We start from the raw sequence: 22,958 nt of genomic DNA on the forward strand, positions 1-22,958 counted from the left end.
GCATCGGCCGACAGAATCGTGTGTTCTGGGAATGGGTCTGGAAGCTTCAGGATCTCGGAATCTTCGTGGCGATTGTCGATGAGGACATTGACAACACCACCGAAGAGGGTGAGTCGCGCATGCGCGACAAGGCGAACGAGGCTTTCAAGGAGCTTGCCAGGATCCGGCAGCGCACTCAGGGCGGTATCCAGGAGAAGGCGGAGCTGGGGGGCTTCCCCGGCGGGCAGGCCCGGTACGGCTACCGCATTGCGAACAAGGGGATCAAGGGCCAGCAAGAGCTTGTGCTTGACGTCTGCGACGGGGGAGAGGCATGTACCCGCACTGACCCCTGCGAGGCCGTACATGAGGCTGACGTTCTCCGCTTCGCTCGTCGTGTCGCCATTCGAGTTAAGAAGAACTGGGAAAGGGTCGCTCTGCATCTGAACGCAGAGGGGTTCTTCACTCGCTCAGGTACGCCGTGGGCTGGCCCCAACATCCGCGGGCGCCTCACGGACGAAAACCTTCTCAACGCTCAGTTCATCTTCCGCAACGAGAAGAACGGCGCACAGATCGGTCCGGACGGTAATCCGGTCTGGGGCGAGTCGATCACGATGGCTCTGCCGCCCATGTTCACTCCGGATGAGGTGGCGGAGTTCCGGGCTACCAAGCCCGCTCGCACCTATACGTATCCCGTCAACACTCGGGTCTACCCGATGTCTGGGGTGCTGATGAGCCCTTGCGGCAAGCACTACGTAGGCTCCACCCCGGTGGAGAGCGAGACTTCCCACTACGTGTGTAGCGGCAAGCAGCCGGAGTACGCCGGTGCTGGGGGGTGTTCCTGCTCGCAGGTCTGGGCTGAAGGCGTTGAAAAGTGGGCGTGGGGCAATGTCTGCGCGCTGCTTGGTAACCGTGATCGGCTGTTGGCCCTGGCCGACGAATGGGTTGGTGAAGCCGCTAAGCAGCAGGTTGACTACTCCACTCGTCTTGCGTCCCTGGACCAGAAGATTGCCGAGCAGAACGACACCATCGACCTCGTGACGGGTGTCACTGCGAAGCAGGTGACCCGGCAGGGCCTCACTGGGAAGGCTGCTGAGGCTGCTGTGGAAAGGAAGCTTCTGCCCTTCTACTCGGAGCTTGAGCAGCTTCAGAGTGAGAGGGCTGATGTCGAGCTGTGGCAGTCGGAGGCTGAGGGAGCCGATCAGCGGGCGAAGGACCTACACGCGCTCGCTCAGTCAGCCCGTGGACGCCTGGAGAAGTTCACCAAAGACCAGCAAGCAGAGTGGCTTGCGCTGCTCGACATCAAGGTGAAGGTCTTGGAGAACCCGCCCCCCATGCGGCGCGGAGTGGCCTGCCCGATCGGCGATTGGTTCCGGGAGCATGACCGGTGGGTGCCGACTCTGTCTGAGGAAGTCTGGCAAGAGATCGTTGAAGCTGAGGGTTTCCCTGACGGGGGGCTCTTGCCTCGCCAGGCGGGCGGCGTAGCCCCGAGGACTGTTCTTGAGGTCTTCCTCAAAAAGGCGCTGACCGGAGTGTCTTGGCCCGTCCTGGAGGCTGAGACCGGTTCTAAGGGCCTGATCGGTCATTGGAAGCGGTGGAGCAAGCAAGGGCGCTGGGAGCGAGTCATGGAGGCCATGAAGCACTGTGACGGGGCACCTGTGGCACCCCGTCACCAGCTTCCCAAGATGGAGATGACAGGCAAGGTGTGACCTGGGGTCGTCCTTGCCGCGACTACCGACCGCGAGGCGGGCGGCCAGGAAGGCCATGCCCGCGCATCGGACCCTTTGGCAACGGCATGTTGCTCATCAGGTCGCCCATGGCACGCAGCCGGTCGGTGGTGGAGGTCACCTGCGGACCGCTCAGCACCCGCGGCAGCTTCAGCATGGTGGTGCGCAGCTTCTTCAGCTCGACCAGGCCCTCGCCGTCGCCCACGATCAGATCGTGCACCGGTACGTCCGCGACGACCCGGTTCATCTTCCGCTTCTCGGCGGCCAGCAGGGTCTTGACCCGGTTCGGGTTGCCCTCGGCGACCAGCACGATGCCGGCCTTGCCGACCGCGCGGTGCACCACGTCCTGGCTGCGGTTCATCGCCACCGCCGGGGTGGTGGACCAGCCCCGGCCGATGTTGTCCAGCACGGCCGCGGCGGCGCCCGGCTTGCCCTCCATCTGCCCGAAGGCGGCCCGCTCGGCCCGGCGCCCGAACACGATCGCCGTCGCGAGGAAGGCGAGCAGGAAGCCCAGGATGCCGAGATAGATGGGGTGACCGATCAAGAAACCGATCGCGAGGAAGGCACCGAAGGTGACAATTCCGACTGCCGCGAGTACAAGACCGATCTTCTTGTCGGCCCTGCGGGTCATCTTGTAGGTCAGAGCGATCTGCTTCAGTCGCCCGGGGTTCGCGGCGTCCGCCGCGGGTTCCTTCCTCGCCATGCCACGAAGTCTACGTGTCTCCCGGCCCGCCTTCGACGGCGGTGCGGTCACGGAAGCGTACGGACGTCGGGGGCGTGCGGTGCGTCAGGTGCGCGCGGTGAAGGTCCGCTCGATCACCCGCTCCGTCTCGACCCGGTCCTTGGCCCGGCGGCGGTCCTCCAGGACGGAGGTCCAGGCGTTGCGGCGGGCGGTGCGCTGACCGCCGCCCATGAGCAGCGACTCGACGGCGCGCAGGGCACCGGTGAAGGACGGAATCGCCGTGGCGCGAACAGGCGCGGCCTGCATGGTCGAGGACCCCCCAGGGTGTCTCCGGAGACGGCTCCGGAACGGGTGTACGTGCTGTGAAACCAGCATCACGCTTTGGTGTTACCAGGGCGTGACCGACCGGTCAAACAGCGATGAAACCTTGATGCGGCGGCCCCGAACGCTGACGCGGCCCTGACGTACGCCCTCATCTGGGAGGACGGTCAGGGCCGCGCCCGCCGCTGCCTCTACCGGCAGGTAGCCGCTTGTGCGGGAATTCACACGCACCCGGTGACGCACCGGGACCGGCGTGACGCACCGGGACCGGCGTGACGCACCGGGACCGGGGTGGCACACCGGGACCGGCGCTCGGGTGGGACGGCGTCAGCCGAACTCCGCGTGACGCTCAGACGGCTTGCGCCGCGTTGAACGCGCCCCGCTTCTCCACCGCCATCTGGTACAGACGCCCGGCCCGGTACGAGGAGCGCACCAGCGGTCCGGACATCACCCCGGAGAAGCCGATCTGCTCGGCCTCCTCCTTCAGCTCCACGAACTCGTGCGGCTTGACCCAGCGCGCCACCGGGTGGTGGCGCACCGACGGGCGCAGGTACTGGGTGATGGTGACCAGTTCGCAGCCGGCCTCGTGGAGCTGGCGCAGCGCGTCGCTGACCTCCTCGCGGGTCTCGCCCATGCCGAGGATCAGGTTGGACTTGGTGACCAGACCGTCGTCACGGGCGGCCGTGATGACCTTCAGGGAGCGGTCGTAGCGGAAGCCGGGGCGGATGCGCTTGAAGATCCGCGGCACCGTCTCGACGTTGTGGGCGAAGACCTCGGGGCGGGCGGAGAAGACCTCCGCGAGCTGCTCCGGGACCGCGTTGAAGTCGGGGGCGAGCAGTTCGACCTTGGTCCGGCCGGCCTCGCGCTCCGCGGTCTGGGCGTGGATCTGGCGCACGGTCTCCGCGTAGAGCCAGGCGCCGCCGTCCTCCAGGTCGTCGCGGGCGACGCCGGTGATGGTGGCGTAGTTCAGGTCCATGGTGACCACGGACTCGCCGACACGGCGGGGCTCGTCACGGTCGAGGGCCTCGGGCTTGCCGGTGTCGATCTGGCAGAAGTCGCAGCGGCGCGTGCACTGGTCGCCGCCGATGAGGAAGGTCGCCTCGCGGTCCTCCCAGCACTCGTAGATGTTCGGACAGCCGGCTTCCTGGCAGACGGTGTGCAGGCCCTCGCTTTTGACCAGGTTCTGCATCTTCGTGTACTCGGGGCCCATTTTCGCCCGGGTCTTGATCCACTCGGGCTTGCGCTCGATGGGGGTCTGGCTGTTGCGGACCTCCAGGCGCAGCATCTTGCGTCCGTCGGGTGCGACTGCGGACACGACCGGCTCCCTAGCGATTGATTCTTTCGGCGACTTTTCAGGGTACGCCCGGTGAAATTGTCGGCTGAAACGCCCGCCGGGCCGCGTTTGTTCCGGCGGACCGCCCCGACGCCTGCTCCAGCGCTTGCTCCAGTGCCTGCTCAAGCGCCTGATGAGGCGCCTGTTCCCTGCCTGTCCCCTGCCTGTCCCCTGTCTGTTCCCTGCTCGGTCCGGGCCTGGCCCGTGCTCGTTCCGTGCCCGTTCCGGTGGCTCAGGCGGCGGGTGTGTTCTCGATCTCCCTGGGCCTCGGCTCGGCGTGCTCCAGGACGTCCCGCAGGTGCCGCTCGACGACCGGGAGCACCTCCTCGACCGTGACGTCCCGGCCCAGTTCGCTCGCCAGGGACGCGACGCCCGCGTCCCGGATGCCGCACGGGATGATGCGGTCGAACCACTGGTTGTCCGGGTTCACATTGAGCGCGAAGCCGTGCATGGTGACGCCCTTGGCGACCCGGATGCCGATGGCGGCGATCTTGCGGTCCTCGCGGCGCTGGCCCGCGTTGGAGGGGGCGTACTCCGGGCCGTTGAGCCGGGGGTCGAACTCGTCGTCCGTCAGCCGCGGGTCGAAGTCCAGGGAGAGACCGCCGAGCGCCGGGCGCTGCTCGACCGGGTCGCCGAGGACCCAGACGCCGCTGCGGCCCTCGATGCGCGTGGTCGTGAGGCCGTACTCCGCGCAGGCCCGGATCAGGGCCTCCTCCAGGCGGCGGACATGGGCGACGACGTCCACCGGGCGGGGCAGCTTCTGGATCGGGTAGCCGACGAGCTGACCCGGGCCGTGCCAGGTGATCTTGCCGCCGCGGTCCACGTCGATGACCGGGGTGCCGTCCAGCGGACGCTCGCTCTCCTGGGTACGCCGACCGGCGGTGTAGACGGGCGGGTGCTCCAGGAGCAGGACGGTGTCCGGGATCTCGTCGGCGAACCGGGCCGCGTGCACCCGGCGCTGCTCGTCCCACGCCTCCTGGTATACGACGGCGTCCGCGCCGAATCCCATGCGGACGAACCGCAGTTCACTCACGGCAAGCGCCTCCCATCGGCGATCCCTGTCCCGGGCCCGCGCAGCGGCCGTGACGCCACAGGTGTCAGGCACGTCATGCGCTCACGCCACTGTACGTCCGCCCCCCGCGCGTCAGCCCTTGAGGCAATCCTCACACGATCGGATGAAAGCACGCGGAAATGTGCGATCGCCCGGCTACCCTCCGCTACATTCGCGCCGTTCACCAGGCCATAAGGGCTGCTCACAGGCAATCCGGGCCCTTCGGCCCGGAAGGCAGGAGATCGCACCGCAGATGACGGATCGACCCGCGCAGCGCACCCCCAACCGTCAGCTCGCCGCGCTCATCGCAGAAGCGGGGTTCTCCAACGCGGGTCTCGCCCGTCGCGTCGACCAGCTCGGGCTCGAACACGGCCTCGACCTGAGATACGACAAGACCTCCGTCACCCGCTGGCTCCGCGGCCAGCAGCCGCGCGGCACCACCCCCGCGCTCATCGCCGAGGTCTTCACCCGCCGCCTCGGCCGCCGGCTCACCGCCCAGGACCTCGGCCTCGACGCCTGCGCACCGGTCTACGCCGGTCTGGAGTTCGCCGGCAGCCCCGAGGAAGCCGTCGACATCGTCGGCGGGCTCTGGCGCAAGGACTCCGGCAGCCACGCCGAACTGCGCAAGATCGCCTTCACCGCGGCGGGCCTCGTGGTGCCCAGCCGGGACTGGCTGATCGGCAAGCCCGACGAGCGGGTGGGCCGCTCCGAGCAGCAGCCCGTGCGGGTGCCCGCGCAGATCCGGCCCGGCGTGCCCAAGCAGCGTGGCCACGACCGCGCCCCCCGCCACCGGGTCTCCGGCGGTGACATCGCCGCTCTGCGCTCGGTCAGCGACCTCTTCCGCGCCCTCGACAACATGTACGGCGGCGGCCACGCCCGCCAGGCCCTCGTGCGCTACCTGGAGCACGAGTGCGAGCCGATGCTGCGCGGGGTCTACGGCGAGCAGACCGGCCGCAGACTGTTCGGCGCCGCCGCCGATCTGACCCGGCTCGCGGGCTGGACGTCGTACGACATCGCCGCGCACGGCCTCGCCCAGCGCTACTTCGTCCAGGCGCTGCGGCTCGCGCAGGCGGCGGGCGACCGGGCGTACGGCTCGTACGTGCTGATCACCATGAGCCGGCAGGCCGTCTACCTCGGACACGGACGGGAGGCCGTCCAGCTCGCGCGGGTGGCCCAGCAGGGGTTCGGCGGCACGGCCCCGCCGATGGTGCAGGCGCTGCTGCACGCCGCCGAGGCGCGCGGTCACGGGGTGCTGGGCGAGGCCCGGGCCTGCACCGCGTCCCTGGTCCGCGCCGAGCGCGCCCTGGAGGCCGCCCGGCCCGGGGACGAGGCCCCGCACTGGGCCCGCTTCTTCGACGAGGCACAGCTCGCCGACGAGTTCGGCCACTCCTACCGCGACCTCCAGCAGTTCCGCGCCGCCGCCCAGCACGCCGAGCGCTCCCTCCAGCTCCGTGCCCCCGGCTACGCCCGCAGCCGCCTCTTCTGCCGCGTCGTCCTGGCCACCGCGCGCCTCGCCCTCGGCGAACTCGACCAGGCATGCCAGCTCGCCGCCGAGGCGGCGGGCCAGGCGGCGGAGATGCGCTCGGTCCGCGCCCTGGAGTACGTCAAGGACTTTGAACGCAGGCTGGAGCCGTACAAGGACACCCACCCCGTCCGCACCTACCGCGAGAAGGTGACCCCCGTGGGATGACCCCTGTGGGACGACCGCCGTGGGACGACCCGCGTGGGCCGACCTCTGTGGGACGACGCGGACCCACGACGCGGACCCACGATGCGCACCTCTACGCACCTCTACGCACCTCTACGCACCCCTACGCGGCGCGGACCTCCTCCAGACCTCCCGCCGTCGCCCCCAACTCCGCGAGGATCGCCGCCGAGGCCCGCCGCCCCGAATGCAGCGCACCCTGCACCGTGCTGGTGTCCCGGTGGTCCCCGCAGACATACAGCCCCGCCATCAACCGCACCGGCCGTCGCAGATCGTGCGGCGGTCGCATCGCCGGCACCGCGTCCGCCGTGTGCCGCACGGCGAGGGTCTCCCAACGCCGGGTGGAGACCCCGTAGAGCCGTGCCAGATGCATGCGTACCGCGGTGTCGAGATCGGGCGGGGGCGGCCCGAGGACCGTCGAGGAGATCAGCGCGCGTCCCTGCGGGGCCCGGCTCGGATCCACCGCGCTGACCACCGCCGTGTGCGCCACCGGCCCGCCCCGGTCGGCGTCCAGCACCAGCGCGTCGGCGGTGCGCGGCGGGTCGTCGGTGGTGTGGTGGACGACCGTCACCGGATGGAAGTCGGGCACCCGCAGCCCGGGCAGCAGTTCGGCGGCGCCGCGCGCGTCCGTGGCCAGCAGCACCGCCCGGCACCGGAACTCACCGTGCTCGGCGGTGGTCACGGAGGTCGTGGAGACGGAGGTGGCCCGTACCCCGGTGTGCAGGGTGCCCGGCGGCAGCGCGCGGGCGAGCAGTTCGGGCAGCACCTCGGCGCCGCCCTCCGGCAGACACAGCCGCCCGGACGCGTACGCCCGCAGCGCCAGGTCCGCGCACCTGCTGGACGTGGTCAGCTCCGGGTCGCACAACAGGGCGGCCAGCAGGGGGCGTACGAAGCCGTCGACGGTCCGGGCCGGCAGGCCCCGCGCGGCCAGCGCCTGGGCGGCGGGCGCCTCGGGACGGGCCAGCAGCCGCTCCACGGGGGTGGCGGCGAGCCGGGCGAGGGCGGCGCGCAGCCGGGCGTGATCGACGGCGGTGCCCAGAGGGCGCGGCACCGGCAGGGCACGCGGGAGCGCCCCGGGGAGCAGTGCCCCGGGCAGCGGCTGCGGCCGAGGGGCGCTCGCCAGGGCGCGTACCGCGTGAAGTGCGCCCCTCGCGCTCCCTGCGCCGACCGGGGTGCCCGCGCGGTGGAGCCGTCCGTCGCTGTGGAGCAGCACCCCCGGAGCAAACGGCCGCAGCACCAGGCCGTCCAGACCGGGGCTGAGCCGGAGTTCCGGGAAGGCGGTGGACAGCAGCCGGCCGATCCGGTCGAGCCGGAAGCCGTCGACCTTCTCCGTCGCCATCCGGCCACCCACGCAGGGAGCGGCCTCCAGGACGGCGGTCCTCACTCCTGCGCTGGTCAGCCGGTGCGCGGCGGAGAGCCCGGCGATTCCGGCTCCCACCACGACGACATCCGCCTCATACGCGGGCTGCGGCACGTGCGCCTCCTCGACGTCGACCGGCCGGTGGAGACCTCCTGCCCCCGACGGCCGCCGGGAATACCCGAGTCGAGAATCGAGCGTAGGCAGGCCATCGCCCCGGGCGAGTCGCGCACGCACAGGGGCATGGACGCACGACGGTGGCACGGTCACCGGCCCGTTCCCCCACCCCGCCACCGTCGGACCACCGAGCGCACAGCCACGCCCGCCGACGCGCCGGTACGCGGGTCGCCACGGCGCGCTGTCCCTCCCGCCGCCGGTGGGTCGGGAGGCGCGCCGGTAGGTCGCCGGTACGTCGGCCAGCGCGCCGTACGCCGGCCAGCGCGCGGGCTCGCCGGTCGGCGTGGCGGCCCGCCGGTTGGCGCGGCGCTGCCCCCGGCCGCCGGTACGTCGCCGAGCGTGCGGGTGGGTCGCCACGACCGCCAGCGCGCGGGCTGGCTGATCGGCGCGGTGCTGTCGCCGAGCGCGCTGCCATGCGTGTGGGTGCGCCGCTCTGTCTGTCCGCGTGCTGCCATGTCCGCCCGGTCGGCCCGGCGTTGTCCCTCCGGCCGCCAGCAGGTCGCCGAGCGCGCCGCCACGCCGGGTCAGTGCGGGGGCTCGCTGATCGGCGCGGCACGGACGCCGAGCCCCGCCTCGCCTGTAGGTGCGCCGCTCCGTCCACGCGCCGCCATGCCCGTCAGCGCGCCGCCATGCCCGTCCACGCGCCGCCATGTCCGTCAGCGTGCCGCCACGCCGGTAGCGCGGCCCTGGCGTCAGGCGCGCCGACACGCCTGTGCGTGCGCCGCGCTTTCTGTCCGTGCGCGCGCTGGTGCGCCGGTCAGCATGCCGCTGTCACCCACCCGCCACCGTTGCGTCGCCGGGTGGGTCGCCACGACCGCCAGTGCGCGGGCTCGCTGATCGGCGCGGTACGGACGCCGAGCCCCGCCACACCTGTGGGTGCGCCGCTCCGTCCACGCGCCGCCATGCCCGTCAGCGCGCTGGTACGCCGGTCGGCCCGGCGTTGTCCCTTCCGCCGCTGATACGTCGCCTAGCGTGCCGCCACGCCGGTCAGCGCGCCGGAACCCCGTCGGCGCGCAGCCACGTCGTCAGCGTGGCGCTGTCGCCGGGGGTGCCGCTGCCCTGTCCGTGCGCCGCTGCCCCGCCCGCGCACCGCCAAGTGCACCCGCGCGCCCCCGCGTCCGTCAGCGTGCCGCTCGGATCGCGTCCTCGATGCCGGGGAACGCGAAGGTGAAGCCCGACTCCAGGAGTCGGCGGGGGACGACCCGCTGGCTGTCGAGCACATCGGCTGCCATCTCGCCCAGCACCGCCCGCAGTACGGGTGCCGGTACCGGCAGGACGGTCGGGCGGTGCAGCACCCGGCCCATCGCGGCGGTGATCTCACGGTTCGTCAGCGGCTCCGGCGCGGTGAGGTTGAACGGGCCGGACAGATCGTCACGGTCCATCAGATGCCGGATCGCGGCGACCTCGTCGTGCAGCGCGATGAACGACCAGTACTGCCGGCCGTCCCCCAGCCGCCCGCCGAGCCCCGCCGCGAAGAGCGGGAACAGCCGCGCCCACGCCCCGCCCCGGCGCGAGACCACCAGCCCGGTGCGGGGGAACACCGTACGCACCCCCGCCGCGATCGCCGGTTGCGCCGCGCCCTCCCAGGCCACCGCCAGCTCGGGCAGGAACCCGCTCCCGGCGGGCGCGCTCTCGTCCACCGCGCGGTCGCCCGTGGTGCCGTAGACACCCATCGCGCTGCCGTTGACGAAGACCCGCGGCGGCTCGTCCATCCCGGCGATCGCCTCCGCCAGCGCGCTCGTGCCGCCGACCCGGCTGCGCCACAGCACCTCCTTGTACGCGGGGGTCCAGCGCCGGTCGCCGATGCCCGCGCCCGCGAGATTGACCACCGCGTCACACCCGGCAAGGGCCGCCGCGTCCACCCGGCCCGCCTCCGGGTCCCAGCGGACCTCGTCCGCCCCCCGAGGCTCACGCCGCACGAGCCGGATCACCTCGTGCCCGTCGGCGGTCAGCGAGCCCGTCAGCGCGCCCCCGATCAGCCCGGAAGCACCGGCCACCACGATCCTCGAACGTCCCGAAGCTGCCATACGCCCATTGTCACCGGTGCCCCGGAAAATTCCCGGGCCGGGTGCGCGCGCCCGTCGTACAGTGACCCGCATGCCCGAACCCCGCATACGTCACGCCGTACCCGAGGACGAGCCGGCGCTGATCCGGCTCGACCGGGACACCTGGTCCTACCAGCACGCGGTCTCGCCGCGCCCGGACGAGGACGCGCCCTTCTTCGGCAAGCGCAGCGGCCCGCTGGACCACTTCGTCGCCGAACTCGACGGACGGATCGTGGGCTACGTACGGATCGGCTTCCCCACCGAACTCCCCTCCAACAGCCATGTCCGGCAGATCCGCGGCCTCGCCGTCAGCGAGGAAGCGCGCGGAAGCGGCGTCGGCCGGGCGCTGGTGCGGGCCGCCGTCGAGGAGGCCCGCGCCCGGGGCGCCCGCCGGATCACCCTGCGCGTCCTCGGCCACAACACGGCCGCCCGCAAGCTCTACGAGTCCGAGGGGTTCGTGATCGAGGGCGTCCAGCCGGAGGAGTTCTGCCTGGACGGCACCTACGCGGACGACGTCATGATGGGCCGCGCCCTCTAGCGCCTCCCGTTCGGATCATCCCGGAGTCGCGGGGCCCGGCCGAGCAGCACCGTCCCCACAGCCAGGCTGTCCGCACGGCGGCCCTGGCCGTCCCGCCCGCCGGCCTTCCCGGAACGGGAGGGGGTGCTACGTCGTCACCAGCGGCCCCGTGTCCACGGACCCCGTCGCCGCTCTCGCGCGCTCGGCGTCGTCCGCGACCTCGTCGGCCGTCAGCACGTACCCCGTCTCCGGGTCGGAGGTGGAGCGGGCGAACACCATGCCGTAGACCCTGCCGTCGGTGGTGAGCAGGGGCCCGCCGGAGTTGCCGGGGCGGACCGTGGAGCGGATCGAGTAGATCTCGCGGGTGACGGAGGCGTCGCTGTAGATGTTCTGCCCGCGGGCCTCCACCCGGTTGGCCACCGTCGCCGCCTGGAGGTCCAGGCCGCCGTCCTGCGGATAGCCCGCCACCACCGCCGCGTCCCCGCGCGACGCCTCGCCGTCGAAGGACAGCACCGGCGCGGTCAGCTCCGGGACATACAGCACGGCCACGTCCTTCTCCGGGTCGAACAGCACCACCCGGGCCGGATACGCCCGCCCCACCCCGCCGACCCGTACGGTCGGCTCGTCGATGCCCGCCACCACATGGGCGTTGGTCATCACCCGCTCGCGCGCGTACACGAACCCGCTGCCCTCGCGGCCCTGGTTGCCCGAGACACCCTCCACCTTCACCGTGCCGCGCTGCGCGGCCCGGGTCGCGGCGGCCGTGACGTTGTCGCCCGAGGGCTCGGCGACCTCCGCCGTCGACTCGTTCTCGAACGGGTTGAAGACCTGGGGGAAACCGGCCTCGGTCAGCGCCGACGTGGCCCGCGAGAACCAGGCCGGCGTGGTGTCCGGCATCGTGTCCTGCACCGTGCCCAGCAGCCGGGAGTCACGGATCGCCGAGGTCAGCAGGGACGAGGAGGAGGCGGCCAGGACACTCGCCGCCACCCAGGCCACGATCAGCACGGCGACCGCGTTGGCGAGCGCGCCGCCCACGCCGTCGGCGATCCGCAGCGGGCCCCGGTCCAACTCGTGCCGCAGTTTCAGCGCCAGCCGCCCGGCCAGCTCATGGCCCAGGACCGCGGGCAACAGGACCGTACACACCGCGGTGACCGTCGCCGCCGTGGAACCCGCCGTCACCAGGTCCATCACCCAGGGCAGGATCCACACACCGATCGCGGCGCCGCCCACGAAGCCGGCCAGCGAGACACAGCCCGCCACCAGACCGCGCCGGTAGCCGGACGCCGCGTAGACCACGATCACCAGCAGCAGCGCGATATCGAGCAGATCCACGGAAACCGCCCTTCTCCCGGACCGTCAGCTTGCGTGGGCACGTGGGGTACGGACCCGGTGGTCGGCGGTGTCCGGGACCGGCCGGGCACCGTCTGTACAGCGGGAAACGTCGCGGAGCGGGGCGATGGTTCCACCGGGTGGCACAGCCCACATCGCGGACGCCGCGGAACGCGCCGACAGTGGGAGCATGCGTGTCCTCCGACGGGCCGCCCTGCGCCGGGCGCTCCAGCGCACACCATGGTCGCGCCCCTCGCGGCAGGCAGCCGGCGCCGACCCGCCCACCAGCGGAACCACCCTTGGCCGCCCACCCACCTGCCCTACCCCGGGGACCACCCCCGAACACCGCCCGGACCGCCCCTCGTCCGACCGGTCCTCCTCCGGCCGGTCCTTGTCCGGCCGGTCCTCCTCCGACCGGACTTCCTCCGCCCGGTCCTCCTCCGGCCGACGCCCGGTCGACAGGCGCCCGGCCGACCGACCTCCGTCCGGCCGACCCCCGTCCACGCGCGAGCGGGTCGCCTCGGCTCTCCGGTCCCTGTGGGCCCCGCTGCTCCCCTGGACCTGGTGGGCCTCCGGCTACTGGGTCCCCCACCTACGGGTCCCCCACCTACGGGTCCCCCACCTACGGGTGCCCCGGCTCAGGATGCCCCGGTTCCGGATGCCCAGCCTCCGGATGCCCAGCCTCCGGGCGTCCCGCATCCCCCGCATCCCCCGCATCCCCCGCACCCGGATGCCGCGGGTCGCCGTCGTCGTGCTCGGTTGTGTTCCCGGGGTCGTCGCCGCCACCGTGCTCGCGCTGTTCGCGGTCGGGGTGGAGCGGGACGGTGGCGGGCAGGCCGTACGGGAGGTCGCGGCGCGGCCCGCCGCGCGGATCGCGCCACGGCCGGACATCCTGCCGCGCTCGGCCTGGCTGGGGCCGGGTGCCGTGCCCGCGCGGGCCGCGCCCCGCTACGACGACAAGGTCGTCGCCGTCTTCGTGCACCACACCGACTCGCCCAACGGCTACGACTGCGCCGACTCCCCGCGCATCATCCGCTCCCTGTCCGCCGGGCAGACCGGCGGCCGTGACTGGGACGACATCGGCTACAACTTCCTCGTGGACCGCTGCGGCACGATCTACGAGGGCCGGGCGGGCGGCGTCGACCGGCCCGTCACCGGCGCCCACACCCAGGGCTTCAACCACCGCACGGCCGGTATCGCCGCCATCGGCACCTTCACGGCAGGCGCCGAGGTGCCGCGGGCCATGACGGACGCGATCGCCGCCGTCGCCGCCTGGAAGCTGAGCCTCGGCAACACCGACCCGCGCACCCACGTCCGGCTGGTCTCCAGCAACAGCCGCAGCCGCTACACCGCCGGGACCCCCGTCCTGCTCCCCGCCCTGGCCGGCCACAACGACGGCTACATGACCACCTGCCCCGGCGCCGCGCTCACCGCCCACCTCCCGCAGATCCGGCAGACCGCGGCACGGCTGCAAGGCAGGGCTACCCCTTGAAGCGGTCCCACAGCTGGGGATACCGCTCCGCCAGCACCCGCTCGTTCTCGAAGTCGACGGGCGTGCCCTCCGGTTCGGACGGGGCGGGCGGGATCCCGAGGTCCGGGGCGACGGTCCCGGTGAGCTGCTCGTACGCCTCGTCGGCCGCGTAACCCAGCTCCTCGCCGTCGCCGTCGATCTCCTCGTCGAAGTCCTCCAGCAACTCGGCCAGCGCGTCCGGGTCGTGCAGCGCGCCCTCGAACACCTCACGGCCCTGGCCGATCAGCCAGCACCGGAAGAAGTCGAAGGCGTCGTCGCTGACCCCGTCCAGCAGCACCCAGGCCGCACCCCACAGATCCCAGCGGTAGGCGCGGTTGTAGCGGGCCTCGAAGTGCCGCGCGAAGTCGAGCACGGCCTCTGGGTCCAGCCGGGTGAGCCGCTCCACCAGCAGATCGGCCTGCTCCTCCGGGTCGCCCTCGGCGGCCTCGCGGGTGGCGTCCACCAGCTCCCAGAACTCCGTCTCGTCCATCACGCCACCAGCATCGGCCTTCCGCCGCCGCGCCGCACGCGGAGTAGGACGTTCGTTACCCGCGAGTCACCCCGGCGCCGCCCGATACCGCTCCGCCAGCCGCCGCGCGTCCTGGGCGAAACGCCGGCGCAGGGACGCGGGCGACAGCACCTCCACCTCCGCGCCCAGCGCCGTGAGCTGCGTGTGGGCCACCTCCTCGGACTCGACGCGCAGCGTGACCGTGACCGTGGCCCCGTCCTCGGGACCCGGCCCGACCGTCTCCAGGGCGTCCCGGGCGGCGACCGGGTCCACGGCGCGCGGCAGCAGCGCCAGCCCCTCCCGGGTCAGCCGTACGACGACCTCGGCGCGCAGCAGCGAGCGGGCGAAGCGCAGGGCCTGCTCCTCCCAGAAACCCGGCAGATCGAACCCCTCGTCCCGGGTGAACCGCTCCTCGCCCGGCACGACGGCGGTGAACCGGTCGATGCGGTACGTCCGGAACACCTCGGCGTCGGTCACCCGGGCGCACAGATACCAGACGCCCGCCTTCAGGATCAGCCCGTACGGCTCCAGGCCCCGCTCCACCTCACGCTCCCCGCGCCGGTAGCGCGCGGTCACCACCCGGTCGTCCCACACCGCGTCCGCGACCGCGGGCAGCAGCTCGGGCGGCGCGGGCTCCCGGAACCAGTTCGGCGCGTCGAGATGGAACCGCTGTGCCGCCGTACGGGAGGCGTCCCGCAGGGACGGCAGCAGCGCCGCCGACACCTTCAGCCGGGCCGCCGACGCCGCGTCCTCCAGCCCCATCTCCCGCAGCGCCCCCGGCACCCCCGACAGGAACAGCGCCTCGGCCTCACCGCGGGCCAGCCCCGTCAGCCGGGTGCGGTACCCGCCGATCAGCCGGTATCCGCCGGCCCGCCCCCGGTCGGCGTAGACCGGCACCCCCGCCTCCGACAACGCCTGCGCGTCCCGGGTCACGGTCCGCTCGGACACCTCCAGCTCCCGCGCCAGCTCGGCGGCGGTCATGGAGGGCCGGGACTGGAGCAGCAGAACCATCTTGATGAGCCGTGCAGCACGCATGCCCCTCATGATGCCGGGCCGTGACGACAGCGAAGGGACACACCGGCGGGTGTGCCCCTTCACTCGTCGACCGGACCGGTGGCCCTACAGGGCGTACCGCTCCCGGGCCTCCTTCACCGCCGTCGCCGGTACCTCGCCGCGGCGGGCGAGCTGGGCCAGCGCCGCGACGACGATCGACTCGGCGTCGACGCCGAAGTGGCGGCGGGCGGCGTCCCGGGTGTCGGAGAGACCGAAGCCGTCCGCGCCCAGCGAGGTGTAGTCCTGCTCGACCCACTGCGCGATCTGGTCGGGGACCTGGCGCATGTAGTCGGAGACCGCCAGCACCGGCCCCTCGGCACCCTGGAGCACCTGACGGACGTACGGCACCCGCTCCTCGCCGCGCAGCAGCGCCGCGTCGGCCTCCAGCGCGTCCCGGCGCAGCTCGCCCCAGGAGGTCGCCGACCACACGTCCGCGGCCACGCCCCACTCCTCGGCGAGCAGCTTCTGCGCCTTCAGCGCCCAGTGGATCGCCGTGCCCGAGCCCAGGAGCTGGATCCGGGCCGCGTTGGCGGCCGGCGACAGCCCCGCCGACTCCGCCGTGTTGAAGCGGTACAGGCCCTTCACGATGCCCTCGTCGACCCCGGCCGAGGAGGGCTTGGCGGGCTGCGGCAGCGGCTCGTTGTAGACGGTCAGGTAGTAGAAGACGTCCTGGTCCTCGCCGGGCGTCGGCTCGCCGTACATCCGGCGCAGACCGTCCTTGACGATCACCGCGATCTCGTAGGCGAACGCCGGGTCGTACGTCAGCGCCGCCGGGTTGGTCGCGGCGATCACCGGGGAGTGGCCGTCGGCGTGCTGGAGGCCCTCGCCCGTCAGGGTGGTGCGGCCCGCGGTGGCGCCGATGAGGAAGCCGCGGCCGAGCTGGTCGCCGAGCTGCCACATCTGGTCGGCGGTCCGCTGCCAGCCGAACATCGAGTAGAAGATGTAGAACGGGATCATCGCCTCGCCGTGCGTCGCGTACGCGCTGGACGCGGCGATGAAGTCGGCCATCGAACCGGCCTCGGTGATCCCCTCGTTGAGGATCTGGCCGTTCTTGGCCTCCTTGTAGTACATCAGCTGGTCACGGTCGACCGGCTCGTACGTCTGGCCCTTGGGGGAGTAGATCCCGAGGGACGGGAACAGGCTCTCCATACCGAAGGTGCGCGCCTCGTCGGGGACGATCGGCACCCAGCGCCTGCCCGTCTCCTTGTCGCGGACCAAGTCCTTCACCAGCCGGACGAACGCCATCGTCGTGGCCACGTTCTGGCTGCCCGAGCCCTTGTCGAAGGAGGCGAACGCCTTCTCGGACGCGGCCGGCAGCGGGGCGAGCGGCTGGGTGCGGCGGGCCGGGGCCGGGCCGCCGAGCGCCGCCCGGCGCTCCTGGAGGTAGCGCACCTCGGGGGAGTCGGCGCCGGGGTGGCCGTAGGGCACCTGGCCGTCGGCGAAGGCGGAGTCGGCGATCGGCAGCTCAAGGAGATCGCGCATCGCCTTGAACTCGTCCACCGTCAGCTTCTTCATCTGGTGGTTGGCGTTCTTCGACGCGAAGCCGGCGCCGAGCGTGTAGCCCTTGACGGTCTGCGCCAGGATCACGGTCGGGGCGCCCTTGAACTCCACGGCCGCCTTGTACGCCGCGAACACCTTGCGCGCCTCGTGACCGCCGCGCGAGAGGTGGAAGCACTCCAGGATCTTGTCGTCGCTCAGCAGCTTCGCCATCTCGGCGAGCGCCGGGTCCTTGCCGAAGAAGTCCTGGCGGATGTAGGCCGCGTCCCGCGTCTGGTACGTCTGCACCTGGGCGTCCGGCACCTCGCGCAGCCGCCGTACGAGCGCGCCCGCGGTGTCGAGCGCGAACAGCTCGTCCCAGGCCGTGCCCCACAGCGACTTGACGACATTCCAGCCGGCGCCGCGGAACTGGGCCTCCAGCTCCTGCACGATCTTGAAGTTGGCGCGGACCGGGCCGTCGAGACGCTGGAGGTTGCAGTTGATGACGAAGGTGAGGTTGTCCAGCTCCTCACGCGCGGCCAGCGCGAGGGCCGCCGTCGACTCCGGCTCGTCCATCTCGCCGTCGCCGAGGAAGGCCCACACGTGCGAGGACGAGACGTCCTTGATGCCGCGGTGGGTGAGATAGCGGTTGAAGCGCGCCTGGTAGATCGCGGAGAGCGGGCCGAGGCCCATGCTCACCGTCGGGAACTCCCACAGCCAGGGCAGCCGCCGCGGGTGCGGGTAGGAGGGCAGTCCGCCCCCGCCCGCCTCCTGGCGGAAGTTGTCCAGGTGCGCCTCGGTCAGCCGGCCGTCCAGGAAGGCACGGGCGTAGATCCCGGGGGAGGCGTGGCCCTGGATGTAGAGCTGATCGCCCGAGCCGTCGCCCTCCTTGCCCTGGAAGAAGTGGTTGAAGCCGGTCTCGTAGAGCCAGGCGGCGGAGGCGAAGGTGGCGATGTGGCCGCCGACGCCGTGTTTGCTGCCGCGGGTGACCATCGCCGCCGCGTTCCAGCGGTTCCAGGCGGTGATCCGGGCCTCCATCGCCTCGTCACCGGGCACGGACGGCTCGGCGGCGGTCGGGATGGTGTTGACGTAGTCGGTCTCAAGGAGTTTCGGCAGCGCGATGCCGGCGCCCTCCGCGCGCTCCAGGGTGCGCCGCATCAGATAGGCCGCGCGATGCGGGCCGGCCGCCTTGGTGACAGCGTCCAGCGAGGCCTGCCATTCGGCGGTCTCCTCCGGGTCCCGGTCGGGGAGCTGGTCGAGCGCGCTCGGCCGGGTGGCGTGGGGGTCGGTCATGTCGCCGCCTTCCTCAGTCGAAGGGGGTTCCCTCATCGGTAAGGGTTCGGGGGTGCCCTAGGTCTTTGGCAGGACAGGGCGGGAGGCTCTGGTGCGGGGTCGTGGTACGACCCCGCCGCGGGCCCAGCCGTGACTGTAACCCCCTGATCGATGATCGATCAAAGGGTTGGGGGAGAAAACCTCTTGATCACGAGAAAGTGGGCACGCGGTGTCATTCGAACAGGCACGCGGTGCCTGATTTTCGAATGGTTTGCGCAGGTCGGGCCACTTCTGAGCGAACGGGCGCTCACCGGGACGAGCCCCCCGTGCGGACCGCCGGACGCGGTTCTCAGGGCTCGTGGCGCGGGGCGCAGCCCAGGACATGGGCCTTCACGATGTCCGCGATCCGGGGGTCCCGGCGCCGGAACGCCTGCACGAGTTCCTCGTGCTCCTCGGCGTACGACTGCTGCACTGTGCCCAGCCAGCGGATGGACAGCGCCGTGAACACCTCGATGCCGAGCCCCTCCCAGGTGTGCAGCAGCACCGAGTTCCCGGCGGCGCGGACCAGCTCGCGGTGGAAGCCGACCGTGTGCCGCACCTGGGCCGTGCCGTCCGACGTGCTGTCGGCCGCGTACAGGGCGGTGACATGCGGTTCCAGGGCCGAGCAGTCGTCGGCCAGCCGCTGCGCCGCCAGCTCGGCCGCGATCGCCTCCAGGCCGGCCCGGACCGGGTAGCTCTCCTCCAGGTCGGCGGCGGTGAGATTGCGGACCCGCACGCCCTTGTTCGGCGCGGACTCGATCAGCCGCAGGGACTCCAGCTCGCGCAGGGCCTCACGGACCGGGGTCTGGCTGACCTCCAGTTCGGTCGCGATCCGCCGCTCGACGATCCGCTCGCCCGGCTGCCAGCGCCCACTGATGATCCCCTCAAGGATGTGCTCGCGGATCTGTTCGCGCAGCGAGTGGATGACGGGCGCGGTCATGAGAGCTCCTTAAGGTTTGACGTTTAGACAATAAGGCCGACGCGTTCCTGTGGGGTGATGTGCGGGGGTGCTTCCGCGCAGGTGAGACGAGACTTACACGAGGCTCCGACCGCCCTCGGGGAGCCCGGCCCCACCGGGGTGACACGGGCACGGGGGGCCGCGGGGGTCCGCCGCGATACGGGTGGGGTACGGGGGGAGAGGCGGGGTGGGAGGGACGAGGGAGGGACTTGGGAGGGGACGTGGGAGGGGTGCGGGAGAGACGCGGGAGGGACCTGGGAGGGCACGTGGGAGGGGTGCGGGAGAGACGCGGGAGGGACCTGGGAGGGCACGTGGGAGGGGTGCGGGAGAGACGCGGGAGGGTCTGGGCGCTCAAGCGAAAAGGGCGATGCCCCCGCCGGGTCGGTCCGGCGGGGGCATCGCGGGTGGCGCTGGGGGTTACAGGCCGAGTTCGACCTCGAACTCGCCCGCCTCCAGGATCGCCTTGACCGCCGTCAGGTAGCGGGCGGCGTCGGCGCCGTCCACCAGGCGGTGGTCGTAGGACAGGGTCAGGTACGTCATGTCGCGGACGCCGATGACCGTGCCCTCCTCCGTCTCGATGACGGCGGGGCGCTTGACCGTGGCGCCGATGCCGAGGATCGCGACCTGGCCGGGCGGCACGATGATCGTGTCGAACAGCGCGCCGCGCGAACCCGTGTTGGAGATGGTGAAGGTGCCACCCGCCAGCTCGTCCGGGGTGATCTTGTTGCCCCGGACCTTGGCCGCGACGTCGGCCGTGGCCTTGGCGATACCGGCGATGTTGAGGTCACCGGCGTTCTTGATGACCGGGGTCATCAGGCCCTTCTCGGAGTCCACCGCGATACCGACGTTCTCGGTGTCGAAGTAGGTGATGGTCCCCTCGGCCTCGTTGATCTTGGCGTTGATGACCGGGTGGGCCTTCAGCGCCTGGGCCGCCGCCTTGACGTAGAACGGCATCGGGGAGAGCTTGACGCCCTCGCGCGCGGCGAAGGAGTCCTTCGCCTGGGCGCGCAGCCGCATCAGCCGCGTCACGTCGACCTCGACCACGGACGACAGCTGGGCCTGCTCGCGCAGCGCCTTGACCATGTTGTCGCCGATGACCTTGCGGATGCGCGGCATCTTGACGGTCTGGCCGCGCAGCGGGGAGACCTCCAGGACCGGCGCGCTCTTGCGGGCGGCCGGGGGGGCGGCTGCGGCCGGAGCCGGGGCCGCGGTACGGGCCTTGGCCGCCTCGGCGGCGGACAGCACGTCCTGCTTGCGGATCCGGCCGCCGACGCCGGTGCCCTTGACGGAGCCCAGGTCGACACCGTTCTCGGCGGCGAGCTTGCGCACCAGCGGGGTGACGTAGGCACCCTCGTCGGTCGCACCGGCGGCGGGCGCCGGAGCGGCGGCGGGGGCCGCGGGAGCGGGAGCGGCCGGGGCGGGGGCCGGAGCCTGAGGCGCCGGAGCCGCGGGCTGGGCCGGAGCCGCCTGAGCCGCGGGGGCGGCCGGGGCGGCGGGGGCGGGCTGAGCCGCGGGCTGAGCCGGAGCCGGGGCGGCGGGCGCCGGAGCCGCAGGGGCCGCGGGGGCTTCCTGTGCCGGAGCCGGAGCCGGAGCCGCAGGCGCCGGAGCGGCGGCCGGAGCCGCGCCCGCCTCGCCGATGACGGCCAGCTTGGCACCGATCTCGGCCGTCTCGTCCTCGCCGACCACGATCTCCAGCAGCGTGCCCGAGGTGGGCGCCGGGATCTCGGTGTCGACCTTGTCGGTGGAGACCTCCAGCAGCGGCTCGTCGGCCTCGACGGAGTCGCCGACGGCCTTCAGCCAGCGGGTGACGGTGCCCTCGGTGACCGACTCACCGAGCGCGGGCAGCACCACGTCGGTGCCGGAGGCGGCACCGGCCGGGGCGGCGGGAGCCTCGGGCGCCGCGGGGGCGGCCGGGGCCTCGGCGGCCGGAGCCGGAGCGGCTTCGGCGGCGGGGGCGGGCTCGGGCTCGGCGGCCGGGGCCGGCTCGGCGGCGGGCGCCGGAGCCTCGGCCGGGGCGCCGGAGCCGTCGTCGATCTGGGCCAGCTCGGCACCCACCTCGACCGTCTCGTCCTCGGCGACCTTGATGGAGGCGAGGACGCCGGAGACCGGTGAGGGAATCTCGGTGTCGACCTTGTCGGTGGACACCTCCAGCAACGGCTCGTCGGCCTCGACGCGCTCACCCTCGGCCTTCAGCCAGCGGGTGACGGTGCCCTCGGTGACGCTCTCGCCGAGCGCCGGAAGGGTTACGGAAACCGCCATGGTTTCGGTTGCTCCTTACGAATTGCGGAAGTCTGTGTCGTCGCGCCCGGGGGCTGGTCAGTCGTGCGCGTGCAGCGGCTTGCCCGCGAGGGCCAGGTGGGCCTCGCCGAGCGCCTCGTTCTGCGTCGGGTGGGCGTGGATGAGCTGGGCCACCTCAGCCGGCAGCGCCTCCCAGTTGTAGATCAGCTGGGCCTCGCCGACCTGCTCGCCCATACGGTCGCCGACCATGTGCACGCCGACCACCGCGCCGTCCTTGACCTGGACGAGCTTGATCTCGCCCGCGGTCTTCAGGATCTTGCTCTTGCCGTTGCCCGCCAGGCTGTACTTCAGAGCGACGACCTTGTCCGCGCCGTAGATCTCCTTGGCCTTGGCCTCGGTGATACCGACGGAGGCGACCTCCGGGTGGCAGTACGTCACCCGCGGCACCCCGTCGTAGTCGATCGGGACGACCTTCAGACCGGCGAGCCGCTCCGCCACCAGGATGCCCTCGGCGAAGCCGACGTGCGCGAGCTGGAGGGTGGGGACCAGGTCACCGACGGCCGAGATGGTCGGCACGTTCGTCCGCATGTATTCGTCGGCGAGGACGTAGCCGCGGTCCATGGCGACCCCGGCCTCCTCGTAGCCCAGGTCCTGCGAGACCGGGCCGCGGCCGACGGCGACGAGCAGCACCTCGGCCTCGAACTCCTTGCCGTCGGCCAGCGTGACCTTGACGCCGTCGGCGGTGTACTCGGCCTTCTCGAAGAAGGTGCCCAGGTTAAACCTGATGCCCCGCTTGCGGAAGGCGCGCTCCAGCAGCTTCGAGGAGTTCTCGTCCTCGACCGGCACCAGGTGCTTCAGACCCTCCACGACGGTGACGTCCGCGCCGAAGGACTTCCACGCGGAGGCGAACTCCACGCCGATGACACCGCCGCCGAGCACGATCGCCGACTTCGGCACCCGGTCCAGGACCAGGGCGTGGTCGGAGGAGATGATCCGGTTGCCGTCGATCTCCAGGCCCGGCAGCGACTTCGGCACGGAGCCGGTCGCGAGCAGCACGTGCCGCCCCTGGACCCGCTGGCCGTTCACATCCACGGAGGTCGGGGAGGACAGCCGCCCCGCACCCTCGATGTACGTCACCTTGCGCGAGGCGATCAGCCCCTGCAGGCCCTTGTACAGGCCGGAGACGACATCGTCCTTGTACTTGTGGACACCGGCTACGTCGATGCCCTCGAAGCTCGCCTTGACACCGAACTGCTCGCTCTCGCGGGCCTGGTCGGCGATCTCGCCCGCGTGCAGCAGGGCTTTGGTGGGGATGCAACCCCGGTGCAGGCAGGTGCCGCCGACCTTGTCCTTCTCGATCAGGGCGACGTCCAGGCCCAGCTGGGCCCCGCGCAGGGCCGCGGCGTACCCGCCGCTGCCACCGCCGAGGATCACTAGGTCGAAAACGGTGCTGGCGTCGTTCGCCACGTCACGTCCTCCATGCATGTGCGCCACGCCGGTCTCCGCTGACCGGTCGGCGGCTGGTGTCCGGCCGCTCTTTTGCCTTCGGCCCTTGGATGGGGGCCCTGTCCTGCCGTCGCCCATCTTCGCACTTGTCACGACCGGACGAGACGCGGGGCGGGCGTGTGAGACACCACACCCCGCGTCACACCCGCAGCACACCCGGCGGCACGGGGAACCGCGC

The 22,958-nt window shown here is 72.1% G+C and carries 17 protein-coding genes; 4 read left to right on the forward strand and 13 right to left on the reverse strand.

Features of this window, described 5'->3' with window-relative positions; translation table 11 throughout:
* The first annotated feature begins 20 nt into the window (after positions 1-20).
* On the forward strand, positions 21-1,685 hold the full coding sequence (locus ACIQNG_RS29980; protein WP_401489501.1) for a hypothetical protein: 1,665 nt from the start codon (positions 21-23) through the stop codon (positions 1,683-1,685).
* Between the two features lie 22 nt (positions 1,686-1,707).
* Here the strand turns inward: ACIQNG_RS29980 and ACIQNG_RS29985 are convergent, their stop codons facing one another.
* From ACIQNG_RS29985 to lipB, 4 genes are all read right to left on the reverse strand, one after another.
* Positions 1,708-2,406, reverse strand: coding sequence for a DUF4191 domain-containing protein (locus tag ACIQNG_RS29985; RefSeq protein ID WP_401489334.1), 699 nt, complete (start codon positions 2,404-2,406; stop codon positions 1,708-1,710).
* An 84-nt stretch (positions 2,407-2,490) separates the two neighbouring features.
* Positions 2,491-2,691, reverse strand: coding sequence for a hypothetical protein (locus ACIQNG_RS29990; RefSeq protein WP_401426846.1), 201 nt, complete (start codon positions 2,689-2,691; stop codon positions 2,491-2,493).
* A 364-nt stretch (positions 2,692-3,055) separates the two neighbouring features.
* On the reverse strand, positions 3,056-4,021 hold the full coding sequence (gene lipA / locus ACIQNG_RS29995; RefSeq protein WP_401489336.1) for a lipoyl synthase: 966 nt from the start codon (positions 4,019-4,021) through the stop codon (positions 3,056-3,058).
* A 250-nt stretch (positions 4,022-4,271) separates the two neighbouring features.
* The gene (gene lipB / locus ACIQNG_RS30000) at positions 4,272-5,072 is read right to left on the reverse strand and encodes a lipoyl(octanoyl) transferase LipB (RefSeq protein ID WP_401489338.1); all 801 of its coding nucleotides are present in this window, start codon (positions 5,070-5,072) and stop codon (positions 4,272-4,274) included.
* Between the two features lie 271 nt (positions 5,073-5,343).
* Between lipB and ACIQNG_RS30005 the strand changes: the two genes are divergently transcribed.
* Positions 5,344-6,780 carry a regulator gene (locus tag ACIQNG_RS30005; RefSeq protein WP_401489340.1) on the forward strand — a complete coding sequence of 479 codons (1,437 nt, stop codon included), beginning with the start codon at positions 5,344-5,346 and terminating at the stop codon, positions 6,778-6,780.
* 121 nt (positions 6,781-6,901) lie between these two features.
* Here ACIQNG_RS30005 and ACIQNG_RS30010 read toward each other — a convergent pair whose 3' ends face one another.
* Positions 6,902-8,269 (reverse strand): NAD(P)/FAD-dependent oxidoreductase, encoded by a 1,368-nt coding sequence (locus ACIQNG_RS30010; protein WP_401426855.1) that lies wholly within the window; start codon positions 8,267-8,269, stop codon positions 6,902-6,904.
* A 1,181-nt stretch (positions 8,270-9,450) separates the two neighbouring features.
* Positions 9,451-10,356, reverse strand: coding sequence for a TIGR01777 family oxidoreductase (locus ACIQNG_RS30015; RefSeq protein WP_401489342.1), 906 nt, complete (start codon positions 10,354-10,356; stop codon positions 9,451-9,453).
* 70 nt (positions 10,357-10,426) lie between these two features.
* Here ACIQNG_RS30015 and ACIQNG_RS30020 point away from each other — a divergent pair, with 70 nt between their 5' ends.
* On the forward strand, positions 10,427-10,912 hold the full coding sequence (locus tag ACIQNG_RS30020; protein ID WP_401426859.1) for a GNAT family N-acetyltransferase: 486 nt from the start codon (positions 10,427-10,429) through the stop codon (positions 10,910-10,912).
* A gap of 126 nt (positions 10,913-11,038) precedes the next feature.
* Here ACIQNG_RS30020 and ACIQNG_RS30025 read toward each other — a convergent pair whose 3' ends face one another.
* On the reverse strand, positions 11,039-12,223 hold the full coding sequence (locus tag ACIQNG_RS30025; protein WP_401489344.1) for a MarP family serine protease: 1,185 nt from the start codon (positions 12,221-12,223) through the stop codon (positions 11,039-11,041).
* A gap of 727 nt (positions 12,224-12,950) precedes the next feature.
* Between ACIQNG_RS30025 and ACIQNG_RS30030 the strand changes: the two genes are divergently transcribed.
* The gene (locus tag ACIQNG_RS30030) at positions 12,951-13,712 is read left to right on the forward strand and encodes a peptidoglycan recognition protein (protein ID WP_401489495.1); all 762 of its coding nucleotides are present in this window, start codon (positions 12,951-12,953) and stop codon (positions 13,710-13,712) included.
* Here the strand turns inward: ACIQNG_RS30030 and ACIQNG_RS30035 are convergent.
* The 6 genes from ACIQNG_RS30035 to lpdA form a co-directional block, all read right to left on the reverse strand.
* Positions 13,702-14,220 (reverse strand): DUF4240 domain-containing protein, encoded by a 519-nt coding sequence (locus ACIQNG_RS30035; protein ID WP_401427806.1) that lies wholly within the window; start codon positions 14,218-14,220, stop codon positions 13,702-13,704. The genes ACIQNG_RS30030 and ACIQNG_RS30035 overlap by 11 nt on opposite strands.
* 66 nt (positions 14,221-14,286) lie before the next feature.
* Positions 14,287-15,273 (reverse strand): helix-turn-helix transcriptional regulator, encoded by a 987-nt coding sequence (locus ACIQNG_RS30040; protein WP_401426864.1) that lies wholly within the window; start codon positions 15,271-15,273, stop codon positions 14,287-14,289.
* A gap of 84 nt (positions 15,274-15,357) precedes the next feature.
* Entirely contained in the window at positions 15,358-18,060 is a 2,703-nt protein-coding gene (gene aceE, locus ACIQNG_RS30045) for a pyruvate dehydrogenase (acetyl-transferring), homodimeric type (RefSeq protein ID WP_401489346.1), read from the reverse strand.
* Between the two features lie 328 nt (positions 18,061-18,388).
* Complete coding sequence (locus tag ACIQNG_RS30050; protein ID WP_401489348.1) at positions 18,389-19,018, reverse strand: GntR family transcriptional regulator; 630 nt, start codon at positions 19,016-19,018, stop codon at positions 18,389-18,391.
* A gap of 435 nt (positions 19,019-19,453) precedes the next feature.
* Positions 19,454-21,295 carry a 2-oxoglutarate dehydrogenase, E2 component, dihydrolipoamide succinyltransferase gene (sucB, locus tag ACIQNG_RS30055; RefSeq protein ID WP_401489350.1) on the reverse strand — a complete coding sequence of 614 codons (1,842 nt, stop codon included), beginning with the start codon at positions 21,293-21,295 and terminating at the stop codon, positions 19,454-19,456.
* A gap of 57 nt (positions 21,296-21,352) precedes the next feature.
* Positions 21,353-22,741, reverse strand: a complete 1,389-nt coding sequence (lpdA, locus tag ACIQNG_RS30060; RefSeq protein ID WP_401426872.1) for a dihydrolipoyl dehydrogenase — start codon at positions 22,739-22,741, stop codon at positions 21,353-21,355.
* Positions 22,742-22,958 lie beyond the last annotated feature (217 nt).

It is taken from the genome of Streptomyces sp. NPDC091377 (assembly GCF_044757045.1).
GTDB lineage: Bacteria > Actinomycetota > Actinomycetes > Streptomycetales > Streptomycetaceae > Streptomyces.

Bases quoted from the DNA above. Each gene is read 5' to 3' on its own strand.
- ACIQNG_RS30040 (WP_401426864.1), bottom strand. From the start codon at position 15,273: ATGCGTGCTGCACGGCTCATCAAGATGGTTCTGCTGCTCCAGTCCCGG.
- ACIQNG_RS30050 (WP_401489348.1), bottom strand. From the start codon at position 19,018: ATGACCGCGCCCGTCATCCACTCGCTGCGCGAACAGATCCGCGAGCAC.
- ACIQNG_RS30005 (WP_401489340.1), top strand. From the start codon at position 5,344: ATGACGGATCGACCCGCGCAGCGCACCCCCAACCGTCAGCTCGCCGCG.
- ACIQNG_RS30015 (WP_401489342.1), bottom strand. From the start codon at position 10,356: ATGGCAGCTTCGGGACGTTCGAGGATCGTGGTGGCCGGTGCTTCCGGG.
- ACIQNG_RS30030 (WP_401489495.1), top strand. From the start codon at position 12,951: ATGCCGCGGGTCGCCGTCGTCGTGCTCGGTTGTGTTCCCGGGGTCGTC.
- ACIQNG_RS30020 (WP_401426859.1), top strand. From the start codon at position 10,427: ATGCCCGAACCCCGCATACGTCACGCCGTACCCGAGGACGAGCCGGCG.
- ACIQNG_RS29985 (WP_401489334.1), bottom strand. From the start codon at position 2,406: ATGGCGAGGAAGGAACCCGCGGCGGACGCCGCGAACCCCGGGCGACTG.
- sucB (WP_401489350.1), bottom strand. From the start codon at position 21,295: ATGGCGGTTTCCGTAACCCTTCCGGCGCTCGGCGAGAGCGTCACCGAG.
- ACIQNG_RS29990 (WP_401426846.1), bottom strand. From the start codon at position 2,691: ATGCAGGCCGCGCCTGTTCGCGCCACGGCGATTCCGTCCTTCACCGGT.
- ACIQNG_RS30035 (WP_401427806.1), bottom strand. From the start codon at position 14,220: ATGGACGAGACGGAGTTCTGGGAGCTGGTGGACGCCACCCGCGAGGCC.
- aceE (WP_401489346.1), bottom strand. From the start codon at position 18,060: ATGACCGACCCCCACGCCACCCGGCCGAGCGCGCTCGACCAGCTCCCC.